Source organism: Sphaerochaeta sp. PS (assembly GCF_032144095.1).
Lineage (GTDB): Bacteria > Spirochaetota > Spirochaetia > Sphaerochaetales > Sphaerochaetaceae > Sphaerochaeta.
The window spans coordinates 62,967-88,830 of the sequence record NZ_JAVSNJ010000002.1 but is presented as its reverse complement, the minus strand read 5'-3'; the positions used below and the strand labels follow the sequence as shown (position 1 = coordinate 88,830).

The following is a 25,864-nucleotide window of genomic DNA, read 5'->3' as shown; positions in this document are numbered from 1 at the left end:
AGAGAAAAGCCCTTGTTCCTTTTGGGAGCCAAGGGCCTTTTTACATAGTGCTCTCTCTTACAGTTCGATTACAGAGATCTTACGAACAGTATAGTCATAATCCTGGTCGTTCAGGGTAAAGATGAACCTCTCACCTTCCTGGTGGTTGAGCAGGGCCTTCCCGAAGGGGGCCAGCAGGTTGATGATGTTCTCATTGGGGTTGGATTCCCAAGGTCCCATGATGGTGTAGGTAATCTCCTCACCCTTGAGGTTGTCGAACAGGACTACCTTGGTACCGAATCCAATCCGGGTAGGGTCAACCTTGTCCTTGGTGATGACAGTCGCACGATCGATCTCCTCACTGAGCCTGCGAAGCGTATTGCTGAGCATGGACTGCTTTTCCTTGCCATACTTGTATTCGCTGTTCTCCCTGAGGTCTCCCATATCACGTGCAAGGCCGATCTCCTTAGCTACCTCAACCAGCTCGACATGCTGGATGTGCTCCATCTCCTTCTTCTTGGCATCCAGGGCTGCTGCAGTGCAGAATAGGCCTGTAGGTACCAGAGACTCCCTATCGATGGGGCTGACCTCATCGAAGAAACGGAAGGAGGGGAACTTCTCGCTGATCGCATGCTTGATTTCTATCTTCTTTCCACCGGGAAGGTCGAACACATTTGCCACAAGGCTGTAGATCTTCTGTGCACTCTCTTCATTGCCCTCATTGATATGGTTCAATACGGCCTTGTCGGTGAACAGGAGGGTCATCAGGGTTTTTGCATTCTTGCGGTTTTCCTGGACATCCTTGCGGGTATCGATACAACGGTTGGTGAAATCGAGCAACTGCAGCTTGGTGAACAGCAGCTGTTCAGAAGTGATGCCGGCCTTGTTCCAAAGCTTCTCGTCCGAGTTCTTGATAAGGTAGATGAGGGTAGAGGACTTCTCCTTGAAGTTCTCCACAGCATCCCTGTAGACCTTGTTGAACTCTGCCTGCTTCTTGTGATGGCGGAAGATATCGGGAATATAGCTGGTCAGATAGTACTGGAAGAGGTTGGCAAGCACCTTGCTCCAGTTCTGGACCTCTTCAACTACATGGTCGATGAAACTCTTCTTGAGCTCCGGGTCCTTGATCGCATCAAAGGAGAGCTCATAGTTCTCTGTCCTTTCGAACAGGTCCTTGAAGGTCAGCCCCTCAGCACGGTTGATGAAGTTCATGTTCTGCTTTAGTACGAGATCCTCAAGTAGGAGGAATGCACTGAAGGTATAGTCGGTGACCTCTCCCATCTGCTTGAGTGAGCCATTTTCCTCAAGGAACATGTCACTGAAATACTTGACCATCTCATAGAAGAAATCACTTTCCACATCACCTTTGGACGAGAGGAACTCCTTCAGTCTCTTGATCTTGTCATAGAACTGCTTTTCGCTGCGGAAGACGGCAAGCTGCTTCTCCTCATAACTGACGGGAGTTGAGCGAAGGATGTAGGTATCGACATCGTTTGCAGAGAGGTCGAAGACCGGGTTGTTCATCAGTTCTTTCTTTGCATGGTTTGACCAGGAGGTCCATTGCTTGGGCTCAAGGACAGAGGGAACCAGTTCGGCCTTCATCTCCTTGAGTGAACTTTTGCCACCATTGCTGGTCAGCAAGGTCTTGAGGGTCCAGGGGATGTCCTCAAGTACCTTTGCACTGAGCTTCTCCTTGGGTAGGGCACTCTTGAGGACCCAGATATGGCTTTTGGCCAAAGGAAGCAGGCTCTTGAAGGCCATGGCGGTCGAAAGGCGGTTGCCTTCGGTGTTTTTCTGCCCGGCAAAATCGACGATGACATCGTTTTCGTTGATGGACCTGATCCTTCCGATCTTTCCTGTGGAGTTCTGGAATACAAAGGTTCCTTTGTCGAAGGCAATGTTGGTCTCAAAATCCTCTATGCTATGGATGACATCACGGACCATATTGCTGGTCAGTGCACTGGATTCGAGGCAGTTTTTAAGCCTGGAATGGTTTTTGTATTTAGCCTTGTAGCTCTTGATGAGGTTCTCTTTTGCATAGATATCCTCACGGTCGAGGCTAAGGATCTTCTTCTGTGCTTCGATCTGGTGGTCGACATTGTCCTTGTTGGCAATTTCAAGATCGCGCAACAGGGCAACGGCAGTGTTCTTGCTGAGGGTACCTACCTGGTCTGCAAGGTTCATGTAGTATTCGAAGTTGTCGTCATCCAGTTCAAGCAAGGTGTTGAAGATCGAGCGGATGGGGGAGCTGTCCTTTCGCTTGATGAGGCGATGGATGGCCTTCTTGTACATGGCTACGGCCTTTTCCTTGTTCCCTTTCTGCTGGGCATAGGTGCCGATAAGCTTGACGATCTCGATCTCGTCATAGTCAACCTTAACCAGTCGTTCCCAGATTGCGTATTTTTCGTCTTCACGGTTGTTCTGGGCATAGCTGTTTGCAAGCAGCCTCAGGGCATGCTTGTTCTCAGTCTTGCGCAGGATCTTTTGGCAGAGGAATTCCACAAGGGTCCATTTCTTACTCTCAGCGAACAGCTCGATGAGGTTGAGCAGCAACAGATAGTCCTCAGAACCTCTGCGTTCAAGTTGGATGGAACCGCTGATGTACATCGCAATGATGCTGTTGCGTTCCTTTTCAGTCAAATGGTTGTCACAAAGGATCTTAGCCTCTGTCTTCTCTTCCTCATCCAACTCACTGATCTGTACATCCAGCCCTTCCAAGCTCTGTATCGTATAATTGACTATGGTGGATCTCGTCCACTGCTCTTCTTTCAACAAGCTCTCGATTTCCTGGAATCCCATGGCTTCCTCCAAAATATTGCGTATATTCTATGACGTAAAAGAAAACCGGGCAGACCGGGACACAGCCTGCTCGGATTTGAATTTCATTTCATTGGCCATACTATACCATGAATTACGCTACTTAGCAATCGGTTAGTGCATAAGGTGTGAATATAGTTACAAATAGCGCATCACTACTCTGTCTTGGCAGAAGGCGGAGAAAATGTTATCCGTTGCAAAATCCCCTGTTTCCTGCTATAACAAGATTATATGAATACTGCACCTTTACTTGTAGCACCAAGTGTGCTTTCGGCCGACTTTTCCCGTATTGCCGAGGAAGTGGAAACCATCCGTACCAGCGGGGCTGCATGGGTTCACCTGGATGTGATGGATGGCTCCTTTGTACCGAACATCACCTTTGGGCACAAGTTCATCAAGGACTTGAGACCTTGCTCGCCACTGTTGTTCGATACCCACCTGATGGTAACACAGCCGGAACGGCATGTGGAGATCTTTGCCCAGAGTGGCTGTGACTACATCACCGTCCACGCAGAGGCTTCCATCCACCTGCACAGGACACTGCAGCTCATCAGAAGCTGCGGATGCAAGGCAGGGGTCTCCCTTGTCCCCTCTACCCCCGTAAGCATGATAGAGAGCGTTCTGGATATCGTGGACCAGGTCCTGATCATGACGGTCAACCCTGGATTCGGTGGCCAGCAGCTGATACCTGCAACCCTTCGCAAGATATCCGAACTGGACCAGATCAGGGCCGATGAGGGGTATGATTTCCTCATCAATGTCGATGGCGGCATCAACCTGAGGACAGTGCGGGATGTAGCCTCCTGTGGGGCCGATGTGGTTGTGTGTGGCAATGCCTTCTTTACCGCCGAGGACCGCGCCCAATTTGTCAGTGACATGATCCAGGCCGCTAGCGAAGAAAAGCGCAGATGAAAAGTGTGATCCAACGTGTCACCGAGGCTTCGGTGAGCGTGGAAGGTTCATGTGTTGGTAGGATAGACGGTGGGCTTTTGGTATACCTGGGCATCGAGAAAGGGGATACCGAGGAGCAGCTTCTCTGGCTCTGTACAAAGATAGGAAAACTGCGGGTGTTCTCTGACGAAAGGGGAAAGATGAACCTGGACCTCAGGGAGACGGGCGGGTCGGTGTTGGTGGTCAGCCAGTTTACCCTCTGTGCCGACCTGCACAAGGGCAACAGGCCTTCCTACAATGAGGCGGCCCTTCCTGAGGAAGCCCTGAAACTGTATGAACTGGCCATACGCACCTTTCAGCAGCAGGGCTTCCCTACAGAATCCGGGGTATTTGGGGCCCATATGCAGGTTAGCTACACCAACGATGGCCCTGTAACGATGTTGTTGGATGCCTAGGGTGAAGCACCTGAAGCAGAAACCAACCTTATTGATGGAAAGTAATTTAGAAACGTATTAGTAGGAGCATAGCATGGCAAAGAATAAGGAAAAGACTTTTCCTTCGGATACCTCACAAAAACAAGAGGCCCTGGAAGCTGCACGAGTCCAGATAGACAAACAGTTCGGAAAGGGCTCGCTGATGAAGCTAGGGGACAACAAGGACTCCCTGGACATTGACTGCATCTCCTCAGGCTCCCTCCTGCTCGATGAGGCCCTAGGGGTAGGAGGCTATCCCCGTGGTCGTGTCATTGAGATCTACGGCCCTGAGAGCAGTGGCAAGACCACCTTGGCCCTCCATGCCCTTGCCGAAAGCCAGAAGGCAGGGGGAATCGCAGCATTCATCGATGCCGAGCACGCCCTCGACCCCACCTATGCGAAGAAGCTAGGGGTCAACATAGATGAGCTGTGGATCAGCCAGCCGGACAGCGGGGAACAGGCCCTGGAGATCTGTGAGTCCCTGGTACGCAGTGGTGCTGTCGATGTCATCGTCGTCGACTCTGTTGCAGCCCTTACCCCCCAGGCAGAGATCGATGGGGACATGGGGGATAGCCACATGGGCCTGCAGGCCCGTCTCATGAGCCAGGCCCTGCGCAAGCTGACCGGCCTGCTGTCCAAGAGCAACACCACCATCATCTTCATCAACCAGATACGCATGAAGATCGGTGTCATGTTCGGTAACCCCGAGACGACCACAGGGGGTAACGCCCTCAAGTTCTACGCTTCGGTGCGCGTTGAGGTTCGCAAGATCGAATCACTGAGTAAAGGTGCCGATGATATCGTCGGAAACCGCATCAGGATCAAGATCGTGAAGAACAAGGTGGCACCTCCTTTCAAGAAGGTTGAGCTCGACCTCATGTTCGGTGAAGGCATCAGCTATGTCGCAAGCATCCTGGATGCTGCTGTGAAGTACAACTTCATCGAGAAGAGTGGCTCCTGGTACTCCTACAATGGGGAGAAGATCGGGCAGGGTAGGGACAAGTCGATCGACTTTCTGACCTCCAATCCTGATGTGGCAATTGACCTGGACAAGAGGCTCAGGGCCCTGATGTTCCCCCCAAAGGGTTCCACCCCAGTGCTTGAGAAGGCCGTACCACCCAGCGAAAGTTGATTGGAGCCTTGAGATTCATGGATGAAAGCGGGCTTTTTGCCCGCTTTCTTGCTATTCGGACCTTGCTTGGGTATACTCAAGGAAATACGTGGGGTGGATGTTGCAGGAAGACGAGATACCAGACAAGCACAGTGATGGCACCGAGTTTCTCCTTGAGTCGTTTGAGGGGCCTCTGGATGTACTTCTCTACCTCATCCAGAAATCGGAGGTAAACATCTATGACATCCCCATCTCACAGATCACCGACCAATACCTTGCCTACCTGAAAAACGCACAAGAGTTGGATCTTGGCAACCTGACCCAGTTCTACAAGATGGCTGCTGACCTGCTCTACATCAAGAGCAGGATGCTGCTTCCCGTCGACCTTGAGTTTGATGAGGAGTATGAGGATCCCCGGCAGGAATTGGTAGAGCGGCTCCTGGAATACCAGAAATTTCGCAAATACACCGAACTGCTTACCTCAACAGGTGGTGGTTCTGAGATGTTCATCATGCGTAAGGACTCCCAGTTCAGGCTTCCCTTCGGCGATGAGGAGCTGTTCAACGAGGTGACGCTCCAGGACCTGTTAACGACCTTCTCCAAGCTGATGACCAGCATCACGCCCAACAAGGTGTTCAACGTTTATGAGTCTGTGACGGTAAACGAGAAGATAGCCCTGATGCTCGAGCTGTTTGAGACAAGGCCGTACATCACCCTTGAAGAGGTAATTGTCCACCTGGATGTCAGGCTGCACATCATCTGCGCGTTCATGGCCATCCTTGATGCCTGCAAGTTCAGGCTCATAGCCCTGGAACAGTCACAATCCTATGGGCAGATCCTTATTCGCAAGCGTTTTGACGGACAGGAGGAGCACCTGGAAGAGGCCTATGATGACGATGAAATGGACAGTGACGAGCTATATCCTATCACAGATGAGGATGAATCTGAATTTTTAGCAGAAGATCTGCAACAAGAAGCGGAAAATGAGGTCACAACTGCTGACGATGGTAGGGTTTTTCTGTATGATGATGAGAGCGAAGCTGAGCAGATCCTGTTTGATGAGGATTAGCTTGGTTACGGAGGTTTGTCTGTTTTGAAGATTAAGGGCATACAGCTACCATTGGTTCAGAGGGAGAGTGGTCCCATCCTCAGTATGGAGGCAAGGCTTGCAGAAGCTTTCCTTTTTTTGGAAAATGAACCGGTCTCGCTGGAAAAACTGATGAGGATGGGTTCGTTTTCCCATGAAGAGGCGTCAAGCGCCCTCTCAGAGCTGAAGGAGCACTACACTCTTTTTATGCATGGGATGGACCTGGTCGAAAGCCAGGGCTCCTATCAGTTCCTCCCTTCCTCTGACTTGCATGACAGGCTTAAGGCCTGCTATGGCAAGCGTGTTGACCGTCGCTTATCCAAAGCGGCTTTGGAGACCCTCTCCATAGTTGCCTACAGCCAGCCGGTGACACGCCGAGAGATCGACAATATCAGGGGCGTTTCCAGCGATACGATCGTGCGTCTTCTGCGCGACCGTGAATACATCAAAGTGGTTGGCCGGAAGGATGTCCCTGGCCACCCCTGTCTGTATGGGACATCAAGGAAATTTCTCTTCGAATTTAACTTGAGCAGCATAAGTGCACTGCCAAAGCTATCCGACATCGATCGGCAGCGGTTCGAATGGGACGACGAACAGGAGAAAGAGACAGTATGAAATTGGAATATCCAATCCGCTTGCAGGCATATATGGCAAAAAGCGGTTGCGGTTCACGGAGGTTTTGCGAAACCCTCATTACAGCTGGTAGGGTTACCGTAAATACCAAGCGCGTGACAGAGTTGGGGACAAAGGTCAACGAAGACGATGTGGTGATGGTCGATGACGAGCTCGTAGAGCCCAGCGACAGGACCTACTACTACGCACTGCACAAGCCCAAGGGCTATGTATGCACAAACTACGATCCCAACGAGAAGCTCTATGCCAGGGACCTCATAACCATCAGGGACAAGAACCTGTTGTTCAACATCGGAAGGCTGGACAAGGAGTCCTCGGGCCTGATCCTCTTCACCAATGACGGTGAGGTTGCCCAGAAGATCATGCACCCCTCCGAGCAGATCGAAAAGGAGTACCTCGTCAATTGCAGCACTGAGGTACGGCGTATCGACCTTGAAGAGGCCTTGAAGGGCATCTACATCGATATACCCCAGCCATACAGGATAAAACGCTTTGAACTGCTCTCCAAACGGTGGGTACGCATTGTGCTGACCGAAGGCAAGAACAGGGAGATCAGAAAAATTTTCAGCTTTTTTGGCTATGATATCAAACAGCTGGTCAGGGTTAGGATCGGCAACCAGGAATTGGAAGACCTCAAGCCCGGCGAGTTCCGCCTGGTGACGGGAGCCGAGATCCAGTCGATGCTTGCAGGGGATACCGAAAAGCTGAAACAGGGGAGAGGAAGATAATGGTTGTTGCCATAGATGGACCAGCAGGAGTCGGGAAAAGTTCCATTGCTAGGATGATCGCAGACAAGTGCGGATTCTACTACTTGAATTCCGGTTCCTTCTATAGGGCTTACACCTATGCCCATCTACGCTCAGGTAAGGACCCCTTTGATGACGAAGGGGTCTTGGCAACTGCCATGGCTACAGAGATAACTGTCAAGGATGGAATGATTTGCATTGATGGCAATAGTGTAGAGGATAGGTTGCATACCTCTGAGGTCGATGCAGTAGTTGCTCAAATATCTGCCAATCCAGCCTTGAGGGACCAGGTAAATATCCAATTGCGTGAAATTGCGAAGGGTCTGGACGTCGTCGTGGAAGGAAGGGACATCACCACCGTGGTATTCCCCGACGCTGAATTGAAGTGCTACTTCGATGCAGAGCCTTCCGTTCGGGCTGAAAGAAGGTTCAAGCAACACCCCCAAGGGCAGAGCTATGAAGAGGTCCTTGCACAGATAGTTGCACGTGATGCAATCGATAAAAACAAGCAAATTGGGGCTCTGAAAGTTGCATCAGATGCCCTGTACATCGATACCTCACACTTGACTATAGGTCAAGTTTGTGAGAAAGTGTTATCTGCTATTTTTGCGCACAAAGCGAAGTAAATAGGTAAATTTAGGATCAGGAGAAATCAAGTGGCTGAAGAACAAGAAATGGATGAAAAGAAGACCAAAATGCAGAATATGCTGCAGGAGGAGTATCTTAAATCTCTTGATGGAATCGAAGACGGTCAGCTCGTGGCCGGTACTGTTGTCCAGGTAAACAACGAGTTTGTGTTTGTGGATGTCGGTTACAAGAGTGAGGGACGCATCTCTCTCGATGAATTCCAGACGGTTCCTGCTGTTGGCGAAGAGGTAAAAGTCGTCATCATCAACAAGGAAGGAAAGGGCGGACAGATCATTGTTTCAAAGAAACGTGCAGACTTCAAGGAACGCACCGATGAATTGAAAGCAGCATCTGAGACCCGTTCACCCGTTTTGGGCAAGTTTGAAAAAGTGATCAAGGGTGGTTTTGAGGTCGATCTCGGCGGCGAGTACAAGGGGTTCTGCCCTCTGTCCAAGGCTGATGTCGTACGAGTGGAAGAACCAGAGACGCTGATCGGAATTTCCGATTACTTCATCATTGACAAGTTCCATGGTGGCACGAAGCTCAAGAGCGTCGTGAACAGGCGTGAGTACCTTGACCAAAAGATAAAAGAAAACAAAGAGAAGTTCTTCTCTACCGTCCAGATCGGTGATGTGGTCGAAGGTGTGGTGAAGTCATTCACCTCCTTTGGTGCATTCATTGACCTTGGTGGTTTTGATGGGCTTTTGCATATCAATGACATGAGCTGGGGTCATGTAACCCGTCCTAAGGATTTCGTGAAGAAGGGACAGGTTGTACAGCTTCGTCTCATCAATATCGATCCTGAGACACAGAAGATCAACCTTTCCCTGAAGCACATGCAGGAAGATCCTTGGACAACCTTCGAACACAAGTTCAACGTTGGCGATATCATCAAGGCAGCAGTTACCAAGATCACAACCTTTGGTGCCTTCATTGAGATCGAGCCCGGAATTGAGGGCCTAGCCCACATCTCCGAACTCTCCTGGACCAAGAGAATCAACAATCCCAAGGAAGTCCTTGATGTTGGTGATGTGGTCGAGGCAAAGATCCTTGGTTACGACCTGGACAAGAAGCGTGTTTCCCTTGGCCTGAAGCAGCTTGATGACAATCCCTGGGATACCATCAGCGAGAGATATCCTACCGGAATGACCCTTTCCAAGCCTGTTGTCAAGATCACCAACAGTGGTGCATTTGTCAACCTTGAGGATGGCATCGATGGGTTCCTGCATATTGACGATATTTCCTGGACAAAGAAAGTCAAGAACATGGCTTCCTTCTGTGCAGAGGGTGATGTCATCGATGTGGTTGTTACCCGTGTTGAGCCTGAGAACAGACGGATTCGTCTTGGTGTAAAGCAGCTTGAGGGAAACCCCTGGCAGAACCTGCGCCGTGACTATCCCAAGTTCAGTACCATCAGCGGTGTCATTACCAACGTCACTGACTTTGGTGTGTTCGTCAAGGTCCCCGGTGAGATTGAAGGTCTTATCAGCAAGTACAACCTTGTTGGACCCGATGAAGAGTATACCGATGAAGCCTTGAAGAAGTTCACCGTTGGCGATCCTATCACTGCCATGGTCGTAGAATGCAATCCTTCTACCCAGAAGCTCTCACTCTCCGTCAAGGAGATGGTAAAGCGTTCACAGCAGTCAGAAATTGCAAAGTACATCCACGATGACAATGATGATGGTGACACCTATTCACTTGCTGATATGATGCGTTACAAGGACGAGGACAAAGAGAAAGGCGACAACTAGGACCTCTCTTTTGAGATACAGGCGGCTTATGCCGCCTGTAATGTATACCCTTGAAACGGAGAATATAGCATGAGTAATAAAAAAAAGGTTGAAACAGATCTTACCTTGAATGATAGGTTGGAGGGGTCTCTCGATTCCTTGCTCAACAAGAACAAAAAGGTTTTGATCATTGTCCTTGCTGTCCTGACAATTGTACTGATAACCCTTGGTGTTGTTTCTGCCGTATCCAAAAGCAATTTGCACAAGCAGTTCGATCAGATCGACCTGCTTGAAGAGACCTATACAGCAATACAGGCTATGGATACCGAAGATGCTACCTACCAGGCTAAGTATGATGAGCTTGTTTCCGGCTTGCAATCCCTCTCTTCCAAGAAAGCCAACTATCCTGCCTTGAAGGCCGAGTATCTTCTTGGAATGGTTTCCTTCGAGAAAAAAGAGTACCAGAAGGCCCTAGATAGCTTCATGGCAGTATATGGCAAGGCCAAGGCTACCTATCTTGGTTCCCTCGCACTTTCCAATGCGGCTGCTGCAGCTGAAGAGCTCAATGACAACACCCTTGCCCTCGAATACTACACCAAGCTTATTGATGAGTTTGGCTTCAGCTCTGCAGAGGCCCCAAAGGCTCTCTTCGGACAGGCCCGACTGCAGGAAAAGAGTGGTAACATGGATCTGGCCAAAGCTACTTTCCAGCAGCTTGCTGACCAGTTCCCAAGCTCTGAATATGGCAAACTTGCCCAGAACAGGGTTGCCTTGCTCTAGGCAAACAGGGTAGGGTGGAGTAAGACCACCACCTGAAAGGAGACAGATACTATGAAGATGAAACTAACCCTTCTTCTTTTGGTATCTGTCTTTTTTTGTCTCTTGGTATCGTGTGGGATGCCGACGATACTCTCCCTCAACTCCTGGGAGTATGTACTTGCCAATACCCCAATAACCCCTGTCACAAACCTTGTTCAGGGTACCTTCAAGATGGATGTAGATCCAGGGGTCACCTTCGACCTTCTGAATACAAACACCAAAGGGCCATCCCTGATGTTCTTCTATACCATCGATGACGGAACTGAGGCTGACTATACACTCAATGCAACCGACCTGAACTCGTTCATCACTGGGTTTGCCAGCACCTATACCAAAAATGGCTATGAAGGCATCCCTGTAACAGGTTCGAAAGAACTTGTTACCATAAAGAGCTACAGCCAGAATAAGGATGTATATCTTTACGCGTTAAGTGGTAAAGGCGCGGGTGCCACCTTCAATGCGAGTGACCAATATGTCCTCTATGCTACCAGCGATGCAAACAATGCAGAACTCACCTCCTTTACCCTCACGAAAACAGATGAACCTTCCCCAGGAACAGGATTCTCTCTTGAACTCGCCAGAACTTCACCAGGAAGTTCTCCCCCCTTTTCTGTAAATGCAACCAAGTTGTACGACTATGAAGGGAATCCTTTCCTGCAAACACGTTCGGATATACTGGCAAAAAAAGACTCATCCAATCATGAGTATGATTTTACCGGCGACTCTCCCTCAACGATCCGGATACATCTGTTTGTGGCCTTCTTTCTGGAAAAACCCAACACCAACAATTTCTGGAGTAGGCTGGTCTATCTGGATGCAATCCCCATTTGTCCCCTGATCGTTTCCCTATAAGAAAAGGCTAGCATAGTAATCTTAGCTTCCGTAACCTACGGAAGTTTTTTTTGTCTCTTTCTAAGGGTAAACAGAAAATCATAATACTTGTGAATAATATGTATTCTGTTAACTAGAATATCACATTGAATTACCCAGACCAACCATGGTTCATAGCCTCAGCTCTTCTGTCCTTTCTTGATCCCTTGTAGGTGGAACATCAATTCCAGTTCCTTATCACTGATATCACAGAAGTCTGCAAGCAGCCTGATCTCCCTCATATGCAACTCTATCTTCTTCAGATACTCATCCTTGACCTGGTCAAGGTCCCTGACCGCCACAAAGCTTCCCTTGCTGGGAATCGTACGGATGAAGTTCTCCCGTTCCAACTCCTCATACGCTCTCTTGGTGGTGATCGCACTTACCTGCAGATCCTCTGCCAGCTGCCGGATGGAGGGCATAGCCTCACCCTGGCTCAATTGGCCCGAATCTATCAAGGTCTTGATATGGTCAACTATCTGCTGATAGATTGGCTTGTTAGTATTGGACTGTGGCATCCTTTCCATGATTCAACCTCCGTATATATACACTATAAACACATTTGGAGGTTTTGCAACCCAATTTGATTGTTGTTATGGAATCTTTCCCCAATTTGCAGGTATACTGCTGTCTATGATTGATTACACTTATATACAGACACAAACCCTTGATGAAGCCCTCATGCAGCTCTTTTCCCTCGTTACGCTGCTTCGCAGCGAAGATGGCTGTCCCTGGGACCGTGAACAGGACAACAAGAGCATTGCCACATCCTTGCTTGATGAAACCTACGAGTACCTCGATGCTGTGCTCTCCAACAACAAGGAAGAGCAGAAAGAAGAGATCGGCGATGTTGCCCTCAATGTCATGATGCTATTGGAAATGCACCAGGAACATGAGGATTTTTCCATAGTTGATGCCATCAACGATGTTTGCAAGAAGCTCATCCGTCGCCACCCCCATGTCTTTTCCACGGCCAAGGCTGAGGACAGCACCCAGGTGCTCGACCTGTGGAACAAGATCAAGGTTGAGGTTGAAGGGAAAAGTGCCACGGAAGATGATTTCTTCAGCAGGGTCCCAACATCATTGCCTCCCATGGAGATGGCCAATGAAATACAGAAGAAGATCCGTAAGGTGGGCTTCGACTGGCCTGACAAGCAAGGGGTCATCGACAAGGTGTGCGAAGAGCTTGATGAGGTAATCGAAGCCGACACAGCCATTGACCGCGACCAGGATGAGGTGGAGATGGAGGTCGGTGACCTGCTCTTCGCTGTGGTCAATCTTGCCCGCTACCTGAAGGTATCGCCATCAGTTGCGCTGCACCGATCCAACATGAAGATGAAGCGTAGGTTCAATGCATTGAGCACCCTCTGCAAGGAACGTGGCATCACCCTTGACAGTGCACATCTAGAGGAGATGGATGCTATCTGGGATGAGGTCAAGGAAGGTGAAAAATAGTCCATGTTGTCCCAATTGGGGCAACATGCTATGATTCAAGTATGGAAAACACTGTTCAGGAGACATTAGTATCCTCCCCACGAAAGCGCCATGAGAGCGTAGCTGTCTATGAGAAGATTGCCTTGGATATAGCCAATCGCATCGTCAGGGGTGAACTAGCAGAAGGAAGCCGGCTCTCCGGCCGTTCGGTGATGTCCAGTGAGTATGGGGTATCACCCGAGACCATACGTCGGTCATTCTCCCTTTTGGAAGAGATGCAGGTAGTCGAGGTCAAGACAAACAAGGGCGTTTCCGTCATCTCTAGGGAACATGCCAAGAAATACATAACAGAGTATGGGAAAAGCAACGAAAACCGTCTCTTGCTCCTACGGCTACGCCAAGTCCTGGAGGAAAGGGAAGAGGTCGACCGTGAGCTATTTACCCTAGCCAAGGACCTCATTGAATCCAATGACCGGTTTTCAGCCAGCAACCCTTTTCCTACCTATGAATATTCTATCAAGGAAGGTTCCATTGCTGTAGGAAACTGTCTGGGGGAACTTGATTTTTGGCAAAAGACCGGGGCAACGGTCATAGCTGTCCGAAGGGACGGTTCCATCCTCCTATCCCCAGGCCCAGATCTCACCCTCAATACCTACGACATACTCATATTTGTCGGAAACCAGGACACCCTTGCCAAAACAGAGGAGCTGCTCGATTAGCATCTGACTCTGCTTTGTCCCATTCACCTGTCCTGGCAGCTATTGGCCTGCAGCTTCAGCAACTCAGCATTGAACTCTTTTGCTGTATTTATGTCCTGCAGCCAGAGCACCAGCTTCACTGTTGCATAGATGACCAATATGGCACATCCGAGCGAAATGACCATTGCTGGGCTGGTAAGTAGCCCAGCCCAAAGAAGCGTCGAGAGTACCACAGCTTCCAGCAATACAACATGGACTATATCCCTCACCAATACCTGCTTGGGTGAAAGTTCCTTTCTGGAATATTTCACCAGGCCAGGAAGGGATGCCATAAACCCAAACAAGAGCGGGGACAAAAACGCATCATATCCAAACCTGACATCAGGGGCAAACACCACCCCTATCAAAGCCATGGCAGCGGTTATACAGGTAATGGAAATGCAGAAGCCCATCACTACCTTCTTGATGAGGAATGTCTTAAAATCCATAGGGTTCACCTCCCAAAACTGCTAGTCTGACCTGTTGTACATACTGCCTTGAGATGATCAGATGGTCTCCATTTTTCATATTTGCCATGAACCGTCCGTTCAAGGCCGGGCTTATGCTCTCCAGCTTCATAAGGTTGATGATGTATGACTTGGAACACCTGACGAAGAATTGTTCTGCAAACGCACTCTCAAGCTTATAGAGGCGAATTCTGAGTTCGTATACCCTATCCTTTGTATAGGCCAGAACCTGCTCGTCAACTGCCTCAAAGTAGAACACCTCAGAAAGATTAAACTGATAAAAGCTATCATCCACCCGGCCTGAGAGCGTCGTCCCTATGGTAAGCACATAGGTGCGTATGTTCTCAATGTCAGGGGTAACTTCTACACATTCAATGTAGACACACTCTTCGGATTTTCTCCCGATCTGCTTGATCTGGACATTCATGGTCAGTATTCCTTTTCAATCAACAGCTCTTTTGCATCCTTCAGGTAGCAATCGAAAAATGCCAGAACGATGCTGTTCATAGTCTCTATACAGTATCTCGCATCTATGCGACCTACGCCAAGCAATTTTGCCAAAATCGGCGAAAATAGAGGAAGGTCGGTGAAATTCAGATGCCCGGATTCGTGAAATACCGTTTCATAGGCTATGGATGCGTTTTGTGAAGCAAAGAAATTAGGATAGGTTTGTCCAACAAGCGCTTTGGCATCTGTATAATGGTCATAGGCATATATATTCAGGATGGGAATCGGATAAGGTCTCTTTTCGAGCACTACCCTGTTGTCAAGAAACCCAACCTCCTCCCCTAGCATGGTCCCGTCAAGGACGATGACAGCAGCAATATCATTTCGTTCCCTGCCCAGCTGAGCTGAGGTTGCACCACCAAGGGAGTGACCCATAAGACCAATCCTATCCGTGTCGATAAGGGAGAATACCCCTTCGGGTTCCCTTACTTTGCACTCGGTGAAGATCCTGTCAAGCACAAAATTTTCGTCACCAATACGCAGAGCCATCCACTCTCTTGTCGTATTGTAGTTTTCTTCCTCGTGTGCTTCACCCTTGTCGGAACTGACCTCAATTGCCTTCTGCAGAAAATTGGGATTGACCGTAGTGAGTTTCCCCTGGGTATCAATGGTGTAGAAAGCCTGATAGGTGTGGGAGATGCTCGCAACAACATACCCATGGGAAGCAAGCTCAACAAAGGTGGAGTAGTTGCTTCCACTGAACCCAAACGCCCCATGCGAAAATACCACTAAGGGAAATGTCCCAGCTGATGCATCAGGGAACCAGAAATCAACGGTCAAGGCACGGCTCTCCCCGGAACTAGCAAATCCCTCTACCCTGCTTGTATCAAGCCAAGTATATTTCTCAGTTTCTACTCTAAGGTTCCCGCTAGTTGCCACTTGTTCATATTGGGGTAAGATGATGGCAATACAAAGAGTGAGGAAATATAGTAAGGAATTCCTTGCCAGGACTCCAATACGCCCCCCAATACCATAGAAGCTTTCTTTCATCCCAAGCAGTGCCCTTGTAGCAGCCAGAAACTGTATGACAAGAAGAAGAAGAAACGGCCCATAGCGAAAGCTCCACTCATAGAATCCAAACCCAAGCAACAAAACGAACAAAAACATGGTCCCTATCCGGATTATGGCAATCTCCTTGCGATGGACCTTCTTTGTCGTCACCGACCAGACAAACAAAAAACCCTCAAGACCAAGCATACCTATCAGTGTCAGCATCCCCATACCCATGTTCCTCCCATACATTTTTTCCCAGTATACCGAGGATTACGGACAGAAGTAGTTGATGTTGGATAGGATGCAATATGAGAGGACAAGCTACTTTCAGTATTGGAATATCTTCGGAATTGGGAGCCAAAGGGGCCTAGTAAGGAAACCACATAGCCCAAAATTCCAAGATGGATTTCTTAAATATGGAATGGTCACCCAATAGTTCGGCAAAAAAACAAAAAGATCCAATAGGTTCCCACAACAATGTTTCCTGTGCTTTTTGCTTTGAGGAAAGGAACAGCCAGGCAGGAAATAAGTATATACCTTCATTCGTGCAATCCCTGGAATCCGTATTTCTTTACAATTAATTTATTTCTTTCATTGCAAATAGTTAGAAGCTATCTTATACCTATTTGTGGATACTGGTTTTGAGAGCGAATACCCTTTGTATACAAAAGATACCCCTGGCAGAAACATAAATCCCGACTACCCTTTTGATAAAAAATGGCTGCCATTTTTCAAGGTAAAGTATCTTATTTCTTATCTGATATGGGGTTGACAAACCGCCAATCTATTAGTTTAATGAAGTTGTCGGTTATATACACCAAACATCTATCTTGGTTAGCAATGAACAGCATTAAAGGTATTGCATCTAGAACATACCAGAACCGACTAACGTTTTACGGAGGTACTTATGAAACGAACAGCACTCATTCTCTTGCTCTTGGTAGCAATGGTGACTACCCCACTATTTGCAGGCGGAGACAAAGAAGCCAAAAGCTCGGAAAAGGTTATCAGGATAGCAGAACAGGTCCCGGGTCTCATTACCCCAGGGGTTTGGGATGGCCAGGTCTTTTCCATGAACAGCTCAATGTATGAATATCTTGTGGAGATCAACGTTGGGACAGGACAACTTGACCCTGTCCTTGCTACCGACTGGTCAACAACAGATGGGAAAGACTGGACCTTCCATCTTCGCAAGGGGGTCAAGTTCCATGATGGATCTGACTTCACCTCCAAGGATGTACAGTATTCGTTGGAGAGAACCCAGGACCCTACCATTGGTCACCTGAAAAAACAGGATTTTTCTGTTGTCCAGTCCATTGAGACCCCTGATGACTACACAGTCATCATACATCTCAAGGAGAGCCGTCCTACCTTTGTCTACCAATTGACCGACTATAACATGGCTATGCTCTCCAGTGAGTATGACTATGCCAAGTATGGTGAATCAAAGCCGATGGGAACCGGGCCATTCATGATGAGCCAATACATTCCCAAGGAATCGATAGCGATGGTCAAGAACCCCAACTACTGGGATCCTGCCCTTCCAAAACTTGACAAGATCTTGATCTATTTTGTCGGCGATATCGATGCAAGCGTCTCGATGCTGGAAGCTGGGCGCGTTGATGTCGTAACCTTTGTAACCCCTGTCATCAAGAACAGGCTCTCAAAGATCGAAGGTATTTCGGTAATATCCCCCTACCAGGAGCAACGGTTCGTAGCCATGAACGTTGATATGAAACCCTGGGACGACAACCGTGTACGCCTTGCATTCAAGTATGCGATGGATCCCCAGATCATCGCCAAGAGCGTCACCCAGATGAACCTTGGAGAAGGGGCCCAGTACAACGAAACCCCCATCATGAACATGCTCAGCGAGTACAAGGAGCTGCCGCTGCGTCAGCGTGACATTCCCAAGGCAAAGGCCCTGTTGGCCGAAGCTGGCTACCCTGATGGAGTGAGCGTTGCATTGTACTACGCCTCTGACCACCCCTTTGGCAAGGAGCTTGCACAAACCCTGAAGGAACTTGCTCTTCCAGCTGGATTTGACCTGGAGCTCAAGGGTTTCACCCGTGATGTTTACCTTTCCCAGTATTGGCTCAATGTCCCAACCTCAATTACCGGCTGGGGTGGAAGGATAGACCCCTCAATGTTGCTTGGCCTTGCATTCAAGGGAGGCGGTCCCTGGAACGAGTCACACCTCAATGACAAGCGCATCAATGACCTGATCGACAAGATCACCGAGGAAATCGATGTACAGACCCGCATGGGCTATTATCATGAGTTGCAGGACATCTTCTATGCTGAGGGCGCACTGCTGAACGTGCAGGTCCCCTACCTGGTGGCTATCAACGATCGTGTGGTGGATTACAGACAACCCCTGACCATGATTCCCCAGTACAAATATACGGACATACGATGAATAGAACACTGAGCATTATCATTCGTAGGCTAGGGTCACTGCTGGTGACCCTAGCCGTAATGTCACTTATCATTTTCATGCTGGTCGAAATCATGCCAGGAGATGTTGCCCAGATGATTTTGGGACAGAGTGCTACCGATGAGGCAGTCCATGCCCTACGAGAGGCCCGGGGCTTGAATGACCCGGTTCTCCTGCGGTATGCACGCTGGGTTGGAGGTGTCGTTACCGGGGATCTGGGAGAATCAATCTACATGCAGGGCGTGTCGATCAATTCGATACTCTGGCGTCGGGTCGGACACTCTATGATTCTCGCCCTTACCGCATTTTTGATCTTTGTCCCCCTTTCCATGATCTTCGGGGTTCTAGCTGGGGTTAAGGAAAAATCGAAGACAGATTCGATCATCTCATTCTTTGGCCTGGCCACCATGGCCCTGCCCGAGTTTGTTTCCGGGGTATTTCTCATCTCCATCTTTGGTGTCCAGCTAAAATGGTTGCCCATTGTAAGTGTCATTCCCATTGGGGAGAGCCTATTCAGCAACCTGGAGATTTTGGTAATGCCTGCCCTTTCGGTCACGTTTGTCATGTTCGGCTATATCTCCAGGATGCAGCGCTCCTCCATGATTCAGGTAATGCACTCCGATTATGTAAGGGCGGCAATACTGAAGGGGATGCCTACAAGGTATGTAATTTTCAGGCATGCCCTGAAGAATGCCCTCCTGCCGACAATCACCATCATAGGGATGAACATGGGCTGGCTCTTTGGGGGACTGGTCGTTGTGGAAACTCTCTTTGGATATCCTGGTATGGGGTCTCTTTTGATGACAGCCATCAAGACACGGGACGTACCTCTTATCGAGGCATGCGTGTTGTTGATCACCATCATCTTCTCCCTTTCCACCATGGTAACTGACATTCTGTACAGTTACCTCAACCCCAGGGTCAGGTTACAAGGAGGTCAGAAATGAAATATTTCTTCTACCAGCTAAAAAAATACCCCCTTGCCATAGTTGGCATCACTGTTTTGTTGCTCTGGATAGTGGTCGCCATGTTTGGCCCTGTACTGGTCAACTATACCCATACTGCAATGGACTCAAACCATCAGATGACAGCCCCTGGGTTATATGGACATCTGCTGGGTACGGACAACATGGGCCGAGACATACTGGCCAGGATAGTATATGGCAGTCGCTCGATCCTCACCGTTGCCCTGATGACCTCTATCTTTTCCACAATCCTGGGAGTTCTCCTCGGCTTTGTTGCCGGGTACTTTTCCGGTAAGGTCGATGCTGCCTTCCTTCGTGCGATGGACATCCTGATGGCCATTCCTCCCTTGGTTCTCTCCATGGTGGTTCTGGGCATCCTCGGGGACTCTAGCATCATTACCCTGACGCTCATCGTATCCATTGCATTCATACCCGCAACCGCGAGGGTCTCAAGAGGAGTCCTCCTTACCGAAAAGAACCAGGAGTATGTATCCAGCGCCCGGATACGGGGAGAAAGCCACCTCTACATCATGTTTGTCGAGATCCTCCCCAACACAACCGGGCCGATCATCGTCGAGGCAACCGCACGGTTTGCCTATTCGATCATGATGGTCGCATCACTGGGCTTTTTGGGGGTCGGTTTGCAACCACCCACCCCTGACTGGGGAATGATGGTCATTGAAAATAAATCTATCATATCCCAGGCACCTTGGGCTGTCCTGTTCCCAGCCCTTGCAATCGCCTCCCTGGTCATAGCAATCTCGATTTTCTCTGACTTTGTCAGCAAGGTACTCATTCATGAACGATAATATACTGGAACTTGAACACCTGAATGTCCAATACAATACTTTTGAAGGCTCCTTCTCTGCGGTACGTGATGTATCGCTCTACCTTGGAACCAATGAATCCATTGGGATCATCGGGGAATCGGGTTGTGGAAAATCTACCCTAGCCTTCTCCATCATGCGCTATCTGGCACCCAATGCCCAGATGGACGGAACCATCACCTTCAAGGGTGAGAACCTCATGGAAAAAAGTGAAGCCGAGATGGGGAGGGTCCGGGGAAACCGTATCGCCATGGTTTTCCAAAATCCCTCCACCAGCCTCAACCCATCCCTTACCATTGGGTTCCAGCTTGATGAGGTGGGGATCTTCCACCAAAAGCTGGGCAAGGCCCAGGCGAGGAAAGCAACCCTGAAGGCACTGGAGATGATGAACATAGGCGATCCCAAGGGAACTGCCAAACGATACCCCCACCAGATAAGCGGCGGTATCCAACAGAGGATCTGCATCGCCATGGCAATCCTCTGCAAGCCTGACATCATGATCCTGGATGAACCGACCACAGCCCTAGATGTGACAACCGAGGCTGTCATCCTCGATTCCATAAAGAAACTGAAGGACCAGCTGAACATGTCACTCATCTATATCTCACACGATATGGGGGTCATCAACAAGGTCTCTGAAAAGATTGTGGTCATGTACAACGGGGAAATTGTCGAAGAGGGACCAAAGGCCCAGATCTTCGAGCAACCCAGCCACCCCTATACCAGGGCTCTGATCAACTGCATGCCACGTGGTGGCGTTGTCAAGGAGAATACCAAGCTCAACACCATCAAGGGGTATGTACGTCGTCGTGGCCTGATAGAGGGGGGATGCCCCTACGCCGACCGTTGTGACGCACGAAACGAAACCTGTGAGGCAAACTATGGGATGAGGGCGATACAGGATGACCATAGGGCAGCCTGTGACCGCGCATATGCCCAGGACATCGAGGAGACCCTCCAGAAAAAACGGATACCTCGGGTGCGCAGTGCCGTCTCCAAGCAAAACAAGAATATCCTGGAGATTGAAAATCTGCACAAGGTATATGGAAGCAGGAGAAAGATCTACGCTGTCAATGGAGTCGATGTAACCGTCGATGGAGGGACAGTGATGGGTATTGTCGGTGAGTCAGGATGTGGCAAGTCTACTACAGGCCACATGGTAGCCGGGCTGTACAAGCCTACAAAAGGCAAAATGACCTTCGACAAGAAGGACATCACCATTGGATGGAAAAAACGTGATGCAGAAACACTGAAGGACATCCAGCTGATATTCCAAAACCCAGGGAGGAGCCTCAACCCATCCCATACTGTCGAACAGATCATCGGTAGGCCGATGAAGCGCCTATTGCACATCAATGACAGAGAGGAACGGAGGAAGACCATCGTTTCGCTGCTGCACAAGGTGGACCTAGGCGGCGAGTATCTTGCTAAGAAACCTAACCAGCTGTCTGGAGGTGAGCAACAGCGTGTAGCCATCGCCAGGGCCCTCTCCATATCCCCCAAGATGATCGTCTGCGATGAACCCACCAGTGCCCTAGACGTTTCGGTCCAGGCATCGGTGCTTAACCTGCTCAACGATTTGCAGCATGACAGTGAGGTGACCTACCTTTTCATCTCCCATGACCTGAATGTGGTAAACTATATCAGTGATACGATCATGGTGATGTATGCAGGAAAGATCTGTGAGTTCGGCAAGCGAGATGAGGTGATGCAACCACCCTTCCATCCCTACACGGAGGCACTGCTCTCAGCCATGCCGGAAGTGGACCCGACCAAGCAAAGGGAACCGATCCGTCTGGAGGGAGGACTGCCCGATCCTGCAAAGAAACCCAAGGGGTGTCCTTTTGCAGGAAGGTGCCACAAGCAGGTCGGCAAGATCTGTGAAGAGCAGTATCCGCCGTTGGTGAGGATCAGTGATACCCACTACTACAACTGCCACATCGGAAACCCTGTTTCCTAGTCTTCGATCGGAATTCCTCTACAAAGCGGGAGGCCATCACGATGGAATGTCCATCCTGATGGCCTCTGGTTTGTTTTGCTCCTGAACCCACCTCAAACGAGGCGCTTCTGCTTACAGGCTGCTCTGGTATTCGGCCATCTTCCTGCTGAAGAACTGGACATAGTCCTCCTCCCAGGTTCCAGCACAGACGCTGGTACGTCGGATATTCAGCTGCGAAGCAATGGTGAACTTGTCAGTCTCGGTCCCGAATATGGTTTTTACCATGTTCTTCTCACCGGCAATACGAACCTCGTAGAGATACTCCCCCTTCTGGATAACCTGGAGCTCATCATTGTTCTTGGGAATGAAGGAGCGAAGGATCTGTTCATACTCATGGCTCTTCTGGGTATCTATGAGGTAGATGCTTCCCTTGATGAACTTTGCAAGGGTAAATTTCTTGCCTAGGTCGAGGAATAGCACCTTCTTCAGCTCATACCCTTCGTTCAGGCTCTTCTGCAGCTGCTGTTTTACCTGCTCTTCACTCATCTCCTGGGGGATCATCAGCTCTGCGAGCATCACCTCGTTCTCCCCACTGACACCAACGGCAAGAGGATTCACAAACTCCAGCTTGGGTTTGGGGTTGTATCCTTGGGTAAACTGCAGGTTCAGCCCACTTCTCTGGAAGGACATCTCAAAGTTCCTCATCGCATTGATGTGGCTTATGAACAGCGATCGCCCAACTCTCCTGTAGGTGATGATGACCTGCTTGGGAGGATAGACAGGGAGGACCCTTGCCACAATCTTTTCACCCGAGCTTTTCAGATCCTCCATGAGAGGGTCCTGGTATTCAGTATCGGTTACTTCGATGTTCTTGTTGCACACTCCACAGAGGTGGTCACACTCGGGTAGACAGCGCTCGGTGAGCAACAGGCTCTTGGCCTGCTCAAACTCCTCTTTCAGGAACTTCTTGCTTACCCGTAGGGAGACAGAGTCCCAGGGGAGCTCCTCTTCCAACGACAGTGGCTTGAAAATCGCCTCGGTAGGATCGTAGTCGGCCTCGTCAATCGCCTCCTGCCAGAGATCGGCCCTGAAGTGCTCATCCCAGGCATCAAGTCTGCATCCCTTTTGGTAGGCACTCTCGATGATGGATGCATAGCGCTGGTCCCCACGGCTGATGAGCCCTTCAAAAAAACTGATGTTGGGTTCATGGTAGCTGACCTTACAACCCCGGATCCTCTCCTGGATACTCCTCTTGAGGGCAGAGAGTTGTTCATAGGACTGCTGGGGTGTAAGCTGCTGGGCCCATTGGAACGGGGTGTGGGCCTTGGGAATGAAGGTTCCGATATTGATGTTCATGTTGATGTGGCTCGCTTCATAGACCTCGCTCAGGTAGTCTACGATCGCCTGGTTTTCCCGTTCCCGATCCACGAAGGGAAGCCCTATCATGAAGTAGAATTTGGCAAGTCTCCACCCCCTGCTCTTGGCTTCCTTCGCAATGGCTATCACCTGGTCGAGGGGAACAGGCTTGTTCATGGCAAGCTGCCAGCTTTCCACTGGAGTCTCAATGGCGAAGGTAAGGCCACTTTTGCGTACTTCGGACAGCTGCTCAAGGATACCCAGGGAAAAGGAGTTTACCTTGAGGCTAGGAAGGGAGAATGAGACATGGTCGGCACCAAATTCGGTATGGAGGTTTTCGATGATCTCCTTGATGTAGGGGTGGTCGCCACTGGAAAGTGAGGACAGTGTCACCTCCCTGAACCCAAAGTCATAGACATTCTGGGCGACCTGCTTTCTGATGGTCTCATAGGTCTTCTGCCTGTAGGGCTTGTAGAACTGGCCTGCATGGCAGAAACGGCAGCTGTTAGGACAGCCGCGCATGATCTCCACCACCCCATTGTCCTGGGTTACCTTGAAGTTTGGAACGACATAATGGTGGAATACATGGCCGATATCGGTTGCAAAGGTTGTATCAACCCTTCGTCTGGCACTCTTTTTTCCAGGATACCAAAGGGCATCAAAATCCTTGAGGGCTTCGATCTGCTGTGATCGGGTGAAGCCCTGCTTCTTTCCCTCGACCATGATCTGGACCAGCTCCTGTAGCCCTCCTTCAGCCTCCCCTATGTAGACAAAATCGACAAAGGGAGAGAACGGCAGTGGATTGGTTGCTGCAGGGCCTCCACAGATGACCACTGGGTCACTCTCCTTACGGTCTGCTGTCCGCAATGACAGGCCTCCAAGCTCCAATACCTGCAGGATGTTTGTTGCACACAGCTCATAGCCGATGGAGATGTTCAACAGGTCCAGCTCATTGAGGGGGATGGATTTCTCCATGGTAAAGAGAGGGAGGTTCCGTTGTCTCAGAAGAGCCTCAAAATCATGCGCGACAGAGAACACGAGGTCACAGTAGACTTCGTCCATCCTGTTGAGCAGGTCGTAGAGAATCCTCACGGCATTGTTGCTCATCCCTATCTCATAGAGGTCAGGAAAGCACATTGCCGTATGGAATATGGCCTTGTCAAAATCCTTCTCCCCGTAATGGAACTCACCGCCTGTATAGCGTGAGGGGTTCTGTATCAATAAAAGATCGTCCTTGATCATATCAAACGTATTCATCACTACCTTCTTCCTATAAATTCTGTGCAAGGGTACTATATTTCCTTGCCTGGACCCGCAAATCTGCATATCCATAGAGGTCAGCAAGCAACCCATATACCTGAACCGTATATGAAGAGTCCGTGATAGCCGCTTCCAGGGGGATTGCAAGGGAGAGCAAGAATTTGGCTCTCTCAGGTGAAACAGTATCAGAAGCAGAGCTTTGTATCAATGTAAGTTGCTCAAGGGGATGCAGAAAGGAGAACGCCTCAACCACTTTTTTTTCCTCGGCTTCTGAGGCAAGCAACATCCTGGCATAGGCAACCGGTTCTATCGTATCCTTCAGGAATCTGGTAAAGATGGTGGTAGCCTCATCGACATTGCCTGTCATCAACAAGGCCTGGTAGTAGAGCTCGACCTGTTCCCTCTCCAAAAGGGAGAGGGAGTCCAGCCAGCGTGCACTAGAAAGGACCTTTTCAGGTTCTTTTGCCTCGGTGGCAACGCGGCACATCAGCCGGTGGGCAACAACCAGATTGGCATCCTTAGCCGATGCCATGGCAAAATACAAGGAAAGGAGATGAAAGGCCTCATCATGCCTTGCCAATCCCTCCAAGGCCACTGCCCTATAGTAGAGGGTCTCAGCTTCAATCCTTTTGGAAAGGGCCTTTGCACTCTTCTGTTCCAGTTCGGCAAACTTGCCCCCATCTGCCAGTCTTGAAAACCCAGGAGCAGGAGAAATCCCACAAGAGGCAAGCAACAAAAAAAGGGAGAAGAGCAAATACGCAAGAGTTCTGTTTCTTTGCATACGCTATTCTCCCATGGTTATCTAAAAAAAGGCAAGCAATAAGCCGGGTTCTGTTTATGATGATCATCTATCCACACCCATTGTTACCAATGGATTGCAGCAACCGACCCGCAGGCTAAAGGCGGACAGCCCAACCTGCTGCTTGGTCTTGCTCCTGACGAGGCTTACCATGCCATCCCTGTTGCCAGCGATGCGGTGGGCTCTTACCCCACCATTTCACCCTTACCGGTAAACCGGCGGTATATTTTCTGTGGTGCTTTCTATAGCGTTACCGCTCCCGGGTGTTACCCGGCGTCATGTCCTATGGAGCCCGGACTTTCCTCAAGCGGTCTTGCGACCGCCCGCGATCATCTAGCTTGCCTTACAAATCCAAAC

Annotated in this window: 23 protein-coding genes and 1 other RNA gene; 16 read left to right on the top strand and 8 right to left on the bottom strand. The window is 49.6% G+C overall.

All coding sequences use genetic code 11. The annotated features are described in order from the left end of the window. Positions 1–57 precede the first annotated feature (57 nt). The gene (gene greA / locus ROJ03_RS02940) at positions 58–2,778 is read right to left on the bottom strand and encodes a transcription elongation factor GreA (protein ID WP_313725493.1); all 2,721 of its coding nucleotides are present in this window, start codon (positions 2,776–2,778) and stop codon (positions 58–60) included. Between the two features lie 249 nt (positions 2,779–3,027). On the opposite strand from greA, the gene rpe reads away from it, so the two are divergent. The 10 genes from rpe to ROJ03_RS02890 all read left to right on the top strand — a co-directional run bounded on the left by rpe (position 3,028) and on the right by ROJ03_RS02890 (position 11,768). After that, complete coding sequence (gene rpe / locus ROJ03_RS02935; RefSeq protein WP_313725492.1) at positions 3,028–3,708, top strand: ribulose-phosphate 3-epimerase; 681 nt, start codon at positions 3,028–3,030, stop codon at positions 3,706–3,708. After that, complete coding sequence (gene dtd / locus ROJ03_RS02930) at positions 3,705–4,142, top strand: D-aminoacyl-tRNA deacylase (RefSeq protein WP_313725491.1); 438 nt, start codon at positions 3,705–3,707, stop codon at positions 4,140–4,142. The genes rpe and dtd overlap by 4 nt, the downstream gene beginning before the upstream one ends. Positions 4,143–4,215: 73 nt before the next feature. Then, the gene (gene recA, locus ROJ03_RS02925; protein WP_313725490.1) at positions 4,216–5,292 is read left to right on the top strand and encodes a recombinase RecA; all 1,077 of its coding nucleotides are present in this window, start codon (positions 4,216–4,218) and stop codon (positions 5,290–5,292) included. A gap of 97 nt (positions 5,293–5,389) precedes the next feature. Next, positions 5,390–6,340, top strand: coding sequence for a segregation/condensation protein A (locus tag ROJ03_RS02920; protein WP_313725489.1), 951 nt, complete (start codon positions 5,390–5,392; stop codon positions 6,338–6,340). A 24-nt stretch (positions 6,341–6,364) separates the two neighbouring features. After that, the gene (scpB, locus tag ROJ03_RS02915; RefSeq protein ID WP_313725488.1) at positions 6,365–6,973 is read left to right on the top strand and encodes an SMC-Scp complex subunit ScpB; all 609 of its coding nucleotides are present in this window, start codon (positions 6,365–6,367) and stop codon (positions 6,971–6,973) included. Next, a complete protein-coding gene (locus ROJ03_RS02910) occupies positions 6,970–7,719 on the top strand; it encodes a pseudouridine synthase (RefSeq protein ID WP_313725487.1) in 750 nt (249 codons plus the stop codon). Before scpB ends, ROJ03_RS02910 begins: the two co-directional genes overlap by 4 nt. Beyond that, a complete protein-coding gene (cmk, locus tag ROJ03_RS02905) occupies positions 7,719–8,363 on the top strand; it encodes a (d)CMP kinase (protein WP_313725486.1) in 645 nt (214 codons plus the stop codon). The genes ROJ03_RS02910 and cmk overlap by 1 nt, the downstream gene beginning before the upstream one ends. A gap of 30 nt (positions 8,364–8,393) precedes the next feature. Then, complete coding sequence (locus ROJ03_RS02900; protein ID WP_313725485.1) at positions 8,394–10,118, top strand: S1 RNA-binding domain-containing protein; 1,725 nt, start codon at positions 8,394–8,396, stop codon at positions 10,116–10,118. A 69-nt stretch (positions 10,119–10,187) separates the two neighbouring features. Continuing rightward, entirely contained in the window at positions 10,188–10,877 is a 690-nt protein-coding gene (locus ROJ03_RS02895) for a tetratricopeptide repeat protein (protein ID WP_313725484.1), read from the top strand. 51 nt (positions 10,878–10,928) lie between these two features. Next, positions 10,929–11,768 (top strand): hypothetical protein, encoded by an 840-nt coding sequence (locus ROJ03_RS02890; RefSeq protein ID WP_313725483.1) that lies wholly within the window; start codon positions 10,929–10,931, stop codon positions 11,766–11,768. 158 nt (positions 11,769–11,926) lie between these two features. On the opposite strand, the gene ROJ03_RS02885 is transcribed toward ROJ03_RS02890, so the two are convergent. Beyond that, positions 11,927–12,313 carry a GntR family transcriptional regulator gene (locus tag ROJ03_RS02885; RefSeq protein WP_313725482.1) on the bottom strand — a complete coding sequence of 129 codons (387 nt, stop codon included), beginning with the start codon at positions 12,311–12,313 and terminating at the stop codon, positions 11,927–11,929. 106 nt (positions 12,314–12,419) lie between these two features. Here ROJ03_RS02885 and mazG point away from each other — a divergent pair, with 106 nt between their 5' ends. Continuing rightward, on the top strand, positions 12,420–13,241 hold the full coding sequence (gene mazG, locus ROJ03_RS02880) for a nucleoside triphosphate pyrophosphohydrolase (protein ID WP_313725481.1): 822 nt from the start codon (positions 12,420–12,422) through the stop codon (positions 13,239–13,241). Positions 13,242–13,282: 41 nt separating this feature from the next. Beyond that, on the top strand, positions 13,283–13,939 hold the full coding sequence (locus ROJ03_RS02875) for a TrkA C-terminal domain-containing protein (RefSeq protein ID WP_313725480.1): 657 nt from the start codon (positions 13,283–13,285) through the stop codon (positions 13,937–13,939). Positions 13,940–13,962: 23 nt separating this feature from the next. Here the strand turns inward: ROJ03_RS02875 and ROJ03_RS02870 are convergent, their stop codons facing one another. The 3 genes from ROJ03_RS02870 to ROJ03_RS02860 are packed head-to-tail and all read right to left on the bottom strand — an operon-like array spanning position 13,963 to position 16,152. After that, a complete protein-coding gene (locus tag ROJ03_RS02870; RefSeq protein WP_313725479.1) occupies positions 13,963–14,406 on the bottom strand; it encodes a DUF3021 family protein in 444 nt (147 codons plus the stop codon). After that, entirely contained in the window at positions 14,396–14,851 is a 456-nt protein-coding gene (locus ROJ03_RS02865) for a LytTR family DNA-binding domain-containing protein (protein ID WP_313725478.1), read from the bottom strand. Before ROJ03_RS02865 ends, ROJ03_RS02870 begins: the two co-directional genes overlap by 11 nt. A gap of 2 nt (positions 14,852–14,853) precedes the next feature. Next, on the bottom strand, positions 14,854–16,152 hold the full coding sequence (locus tag ROJ03_RS02860; RefSeq protein ID WP_313725477.1) for a hypothetical protein: 1,299 nt from the start codon (positions 16,150–16,152) through the stop codon (positions 14,854–14,856). A gap of 679 nt (positions 16,153–16,831) precedes the next feature. On the opposite strand from ROJ03_RS02860, the gene ROJ03_RS02855 reads away from it, so the two are divergent. The 4 genes from ROJ03_RS02855 to ROJ03_RS02840 are packed head-to-tail and all read left to right on the top strand — an operon-like array spanning position 16,832 to position 22,113. Beyond that, positions 16,832–18,343, top strand: a complete 1,512-nt coding sequence (locus tag ROJ03_RS02855; RefSeq protein ID WP_313725476.1) for an ABC transporter substrate-binding protein — start codon at positions 16,832–16,834, stop codon at positions 18,341–18,343. After that, a complete protein-coding gene (locus ROJ03_RS02850) occupies positions 18,340–19,308 on the top strand; it encodes an ABC transporter permease (RefSeq protein ID WP_313725475.1) in 969 nt (322 codons plus the stop codon). The genes ROJ03_RS02855 and ROJ03_RS02850 overlap by 4 nt, the downstream gene beginning before the upstream one ends. Beyond that, entirely contained in the window at positions 19,305–20,135 is an 831-nt protein-coding gene (locus ROJ03_RS02845; RefSeq protein ID WP_313725474.1) for an ABC transporter permease, read from the top strand. The genes ROJ03_RS02850 and ROJ03_RS02845 overlap by 4 nt, the downstream gene beginning before the upstream one ends. Beyond that, entirely contained in the window at positions 20,125–22,113 is a 1,989-nt protein-coding gene (locus tag ROJ03_RS02840; protein WP_313725473.1) for a dipeptide ABC transporter ATP-binding protein, read from the top strand. The genes ROJ03_RS02845 and ROJ03_RS02840 overlap by 11 nt, the downstream gene beginning before the upstream one ends. A gap of 111 nt (positions 22,114–22,224) precedes the next feature. Here the strand turns inward: ROJ03_RS02840 and ROJ03_RS02835 are convergent, their stop codons facing one another. From ROJ03_RS02835 to rnpB, 3 genes are all read right to left on the bottom strand, one after another. Continuing rightward, positions 22,225–24,705, bottom strand: coding sequence for a TIGR03936 family radical SAM-associated protein (locus ROJ03_RS02835; RefSeq protein ID WP_313725472.1), 2,481 nt, complete (start codon positions 24,703–24,705; stop codon positions 22,225–22,227). A gap of 13 nt (positions 24,706–24,718) precedes the next feature. After that, positions 24,719–25,489, bottom strand: a complete 771-nt coding sequence (locus tag ROJ03_RS02830; protein WP_313725471.1) for a hypothetical protein — start codon at positions 25,487–25,489, stop codon at positions 24,719–24,721. Between the two features lie 24 nt (positions 25,490–25,513). After that, positions 25,514–25,852: RNase P RNA component class A (rnpB, locus tag ROJ03_RS02825), an RNA gene on the bottom strand. Positions 25,853–25,864: the final 12 nt, after the last annotated feature.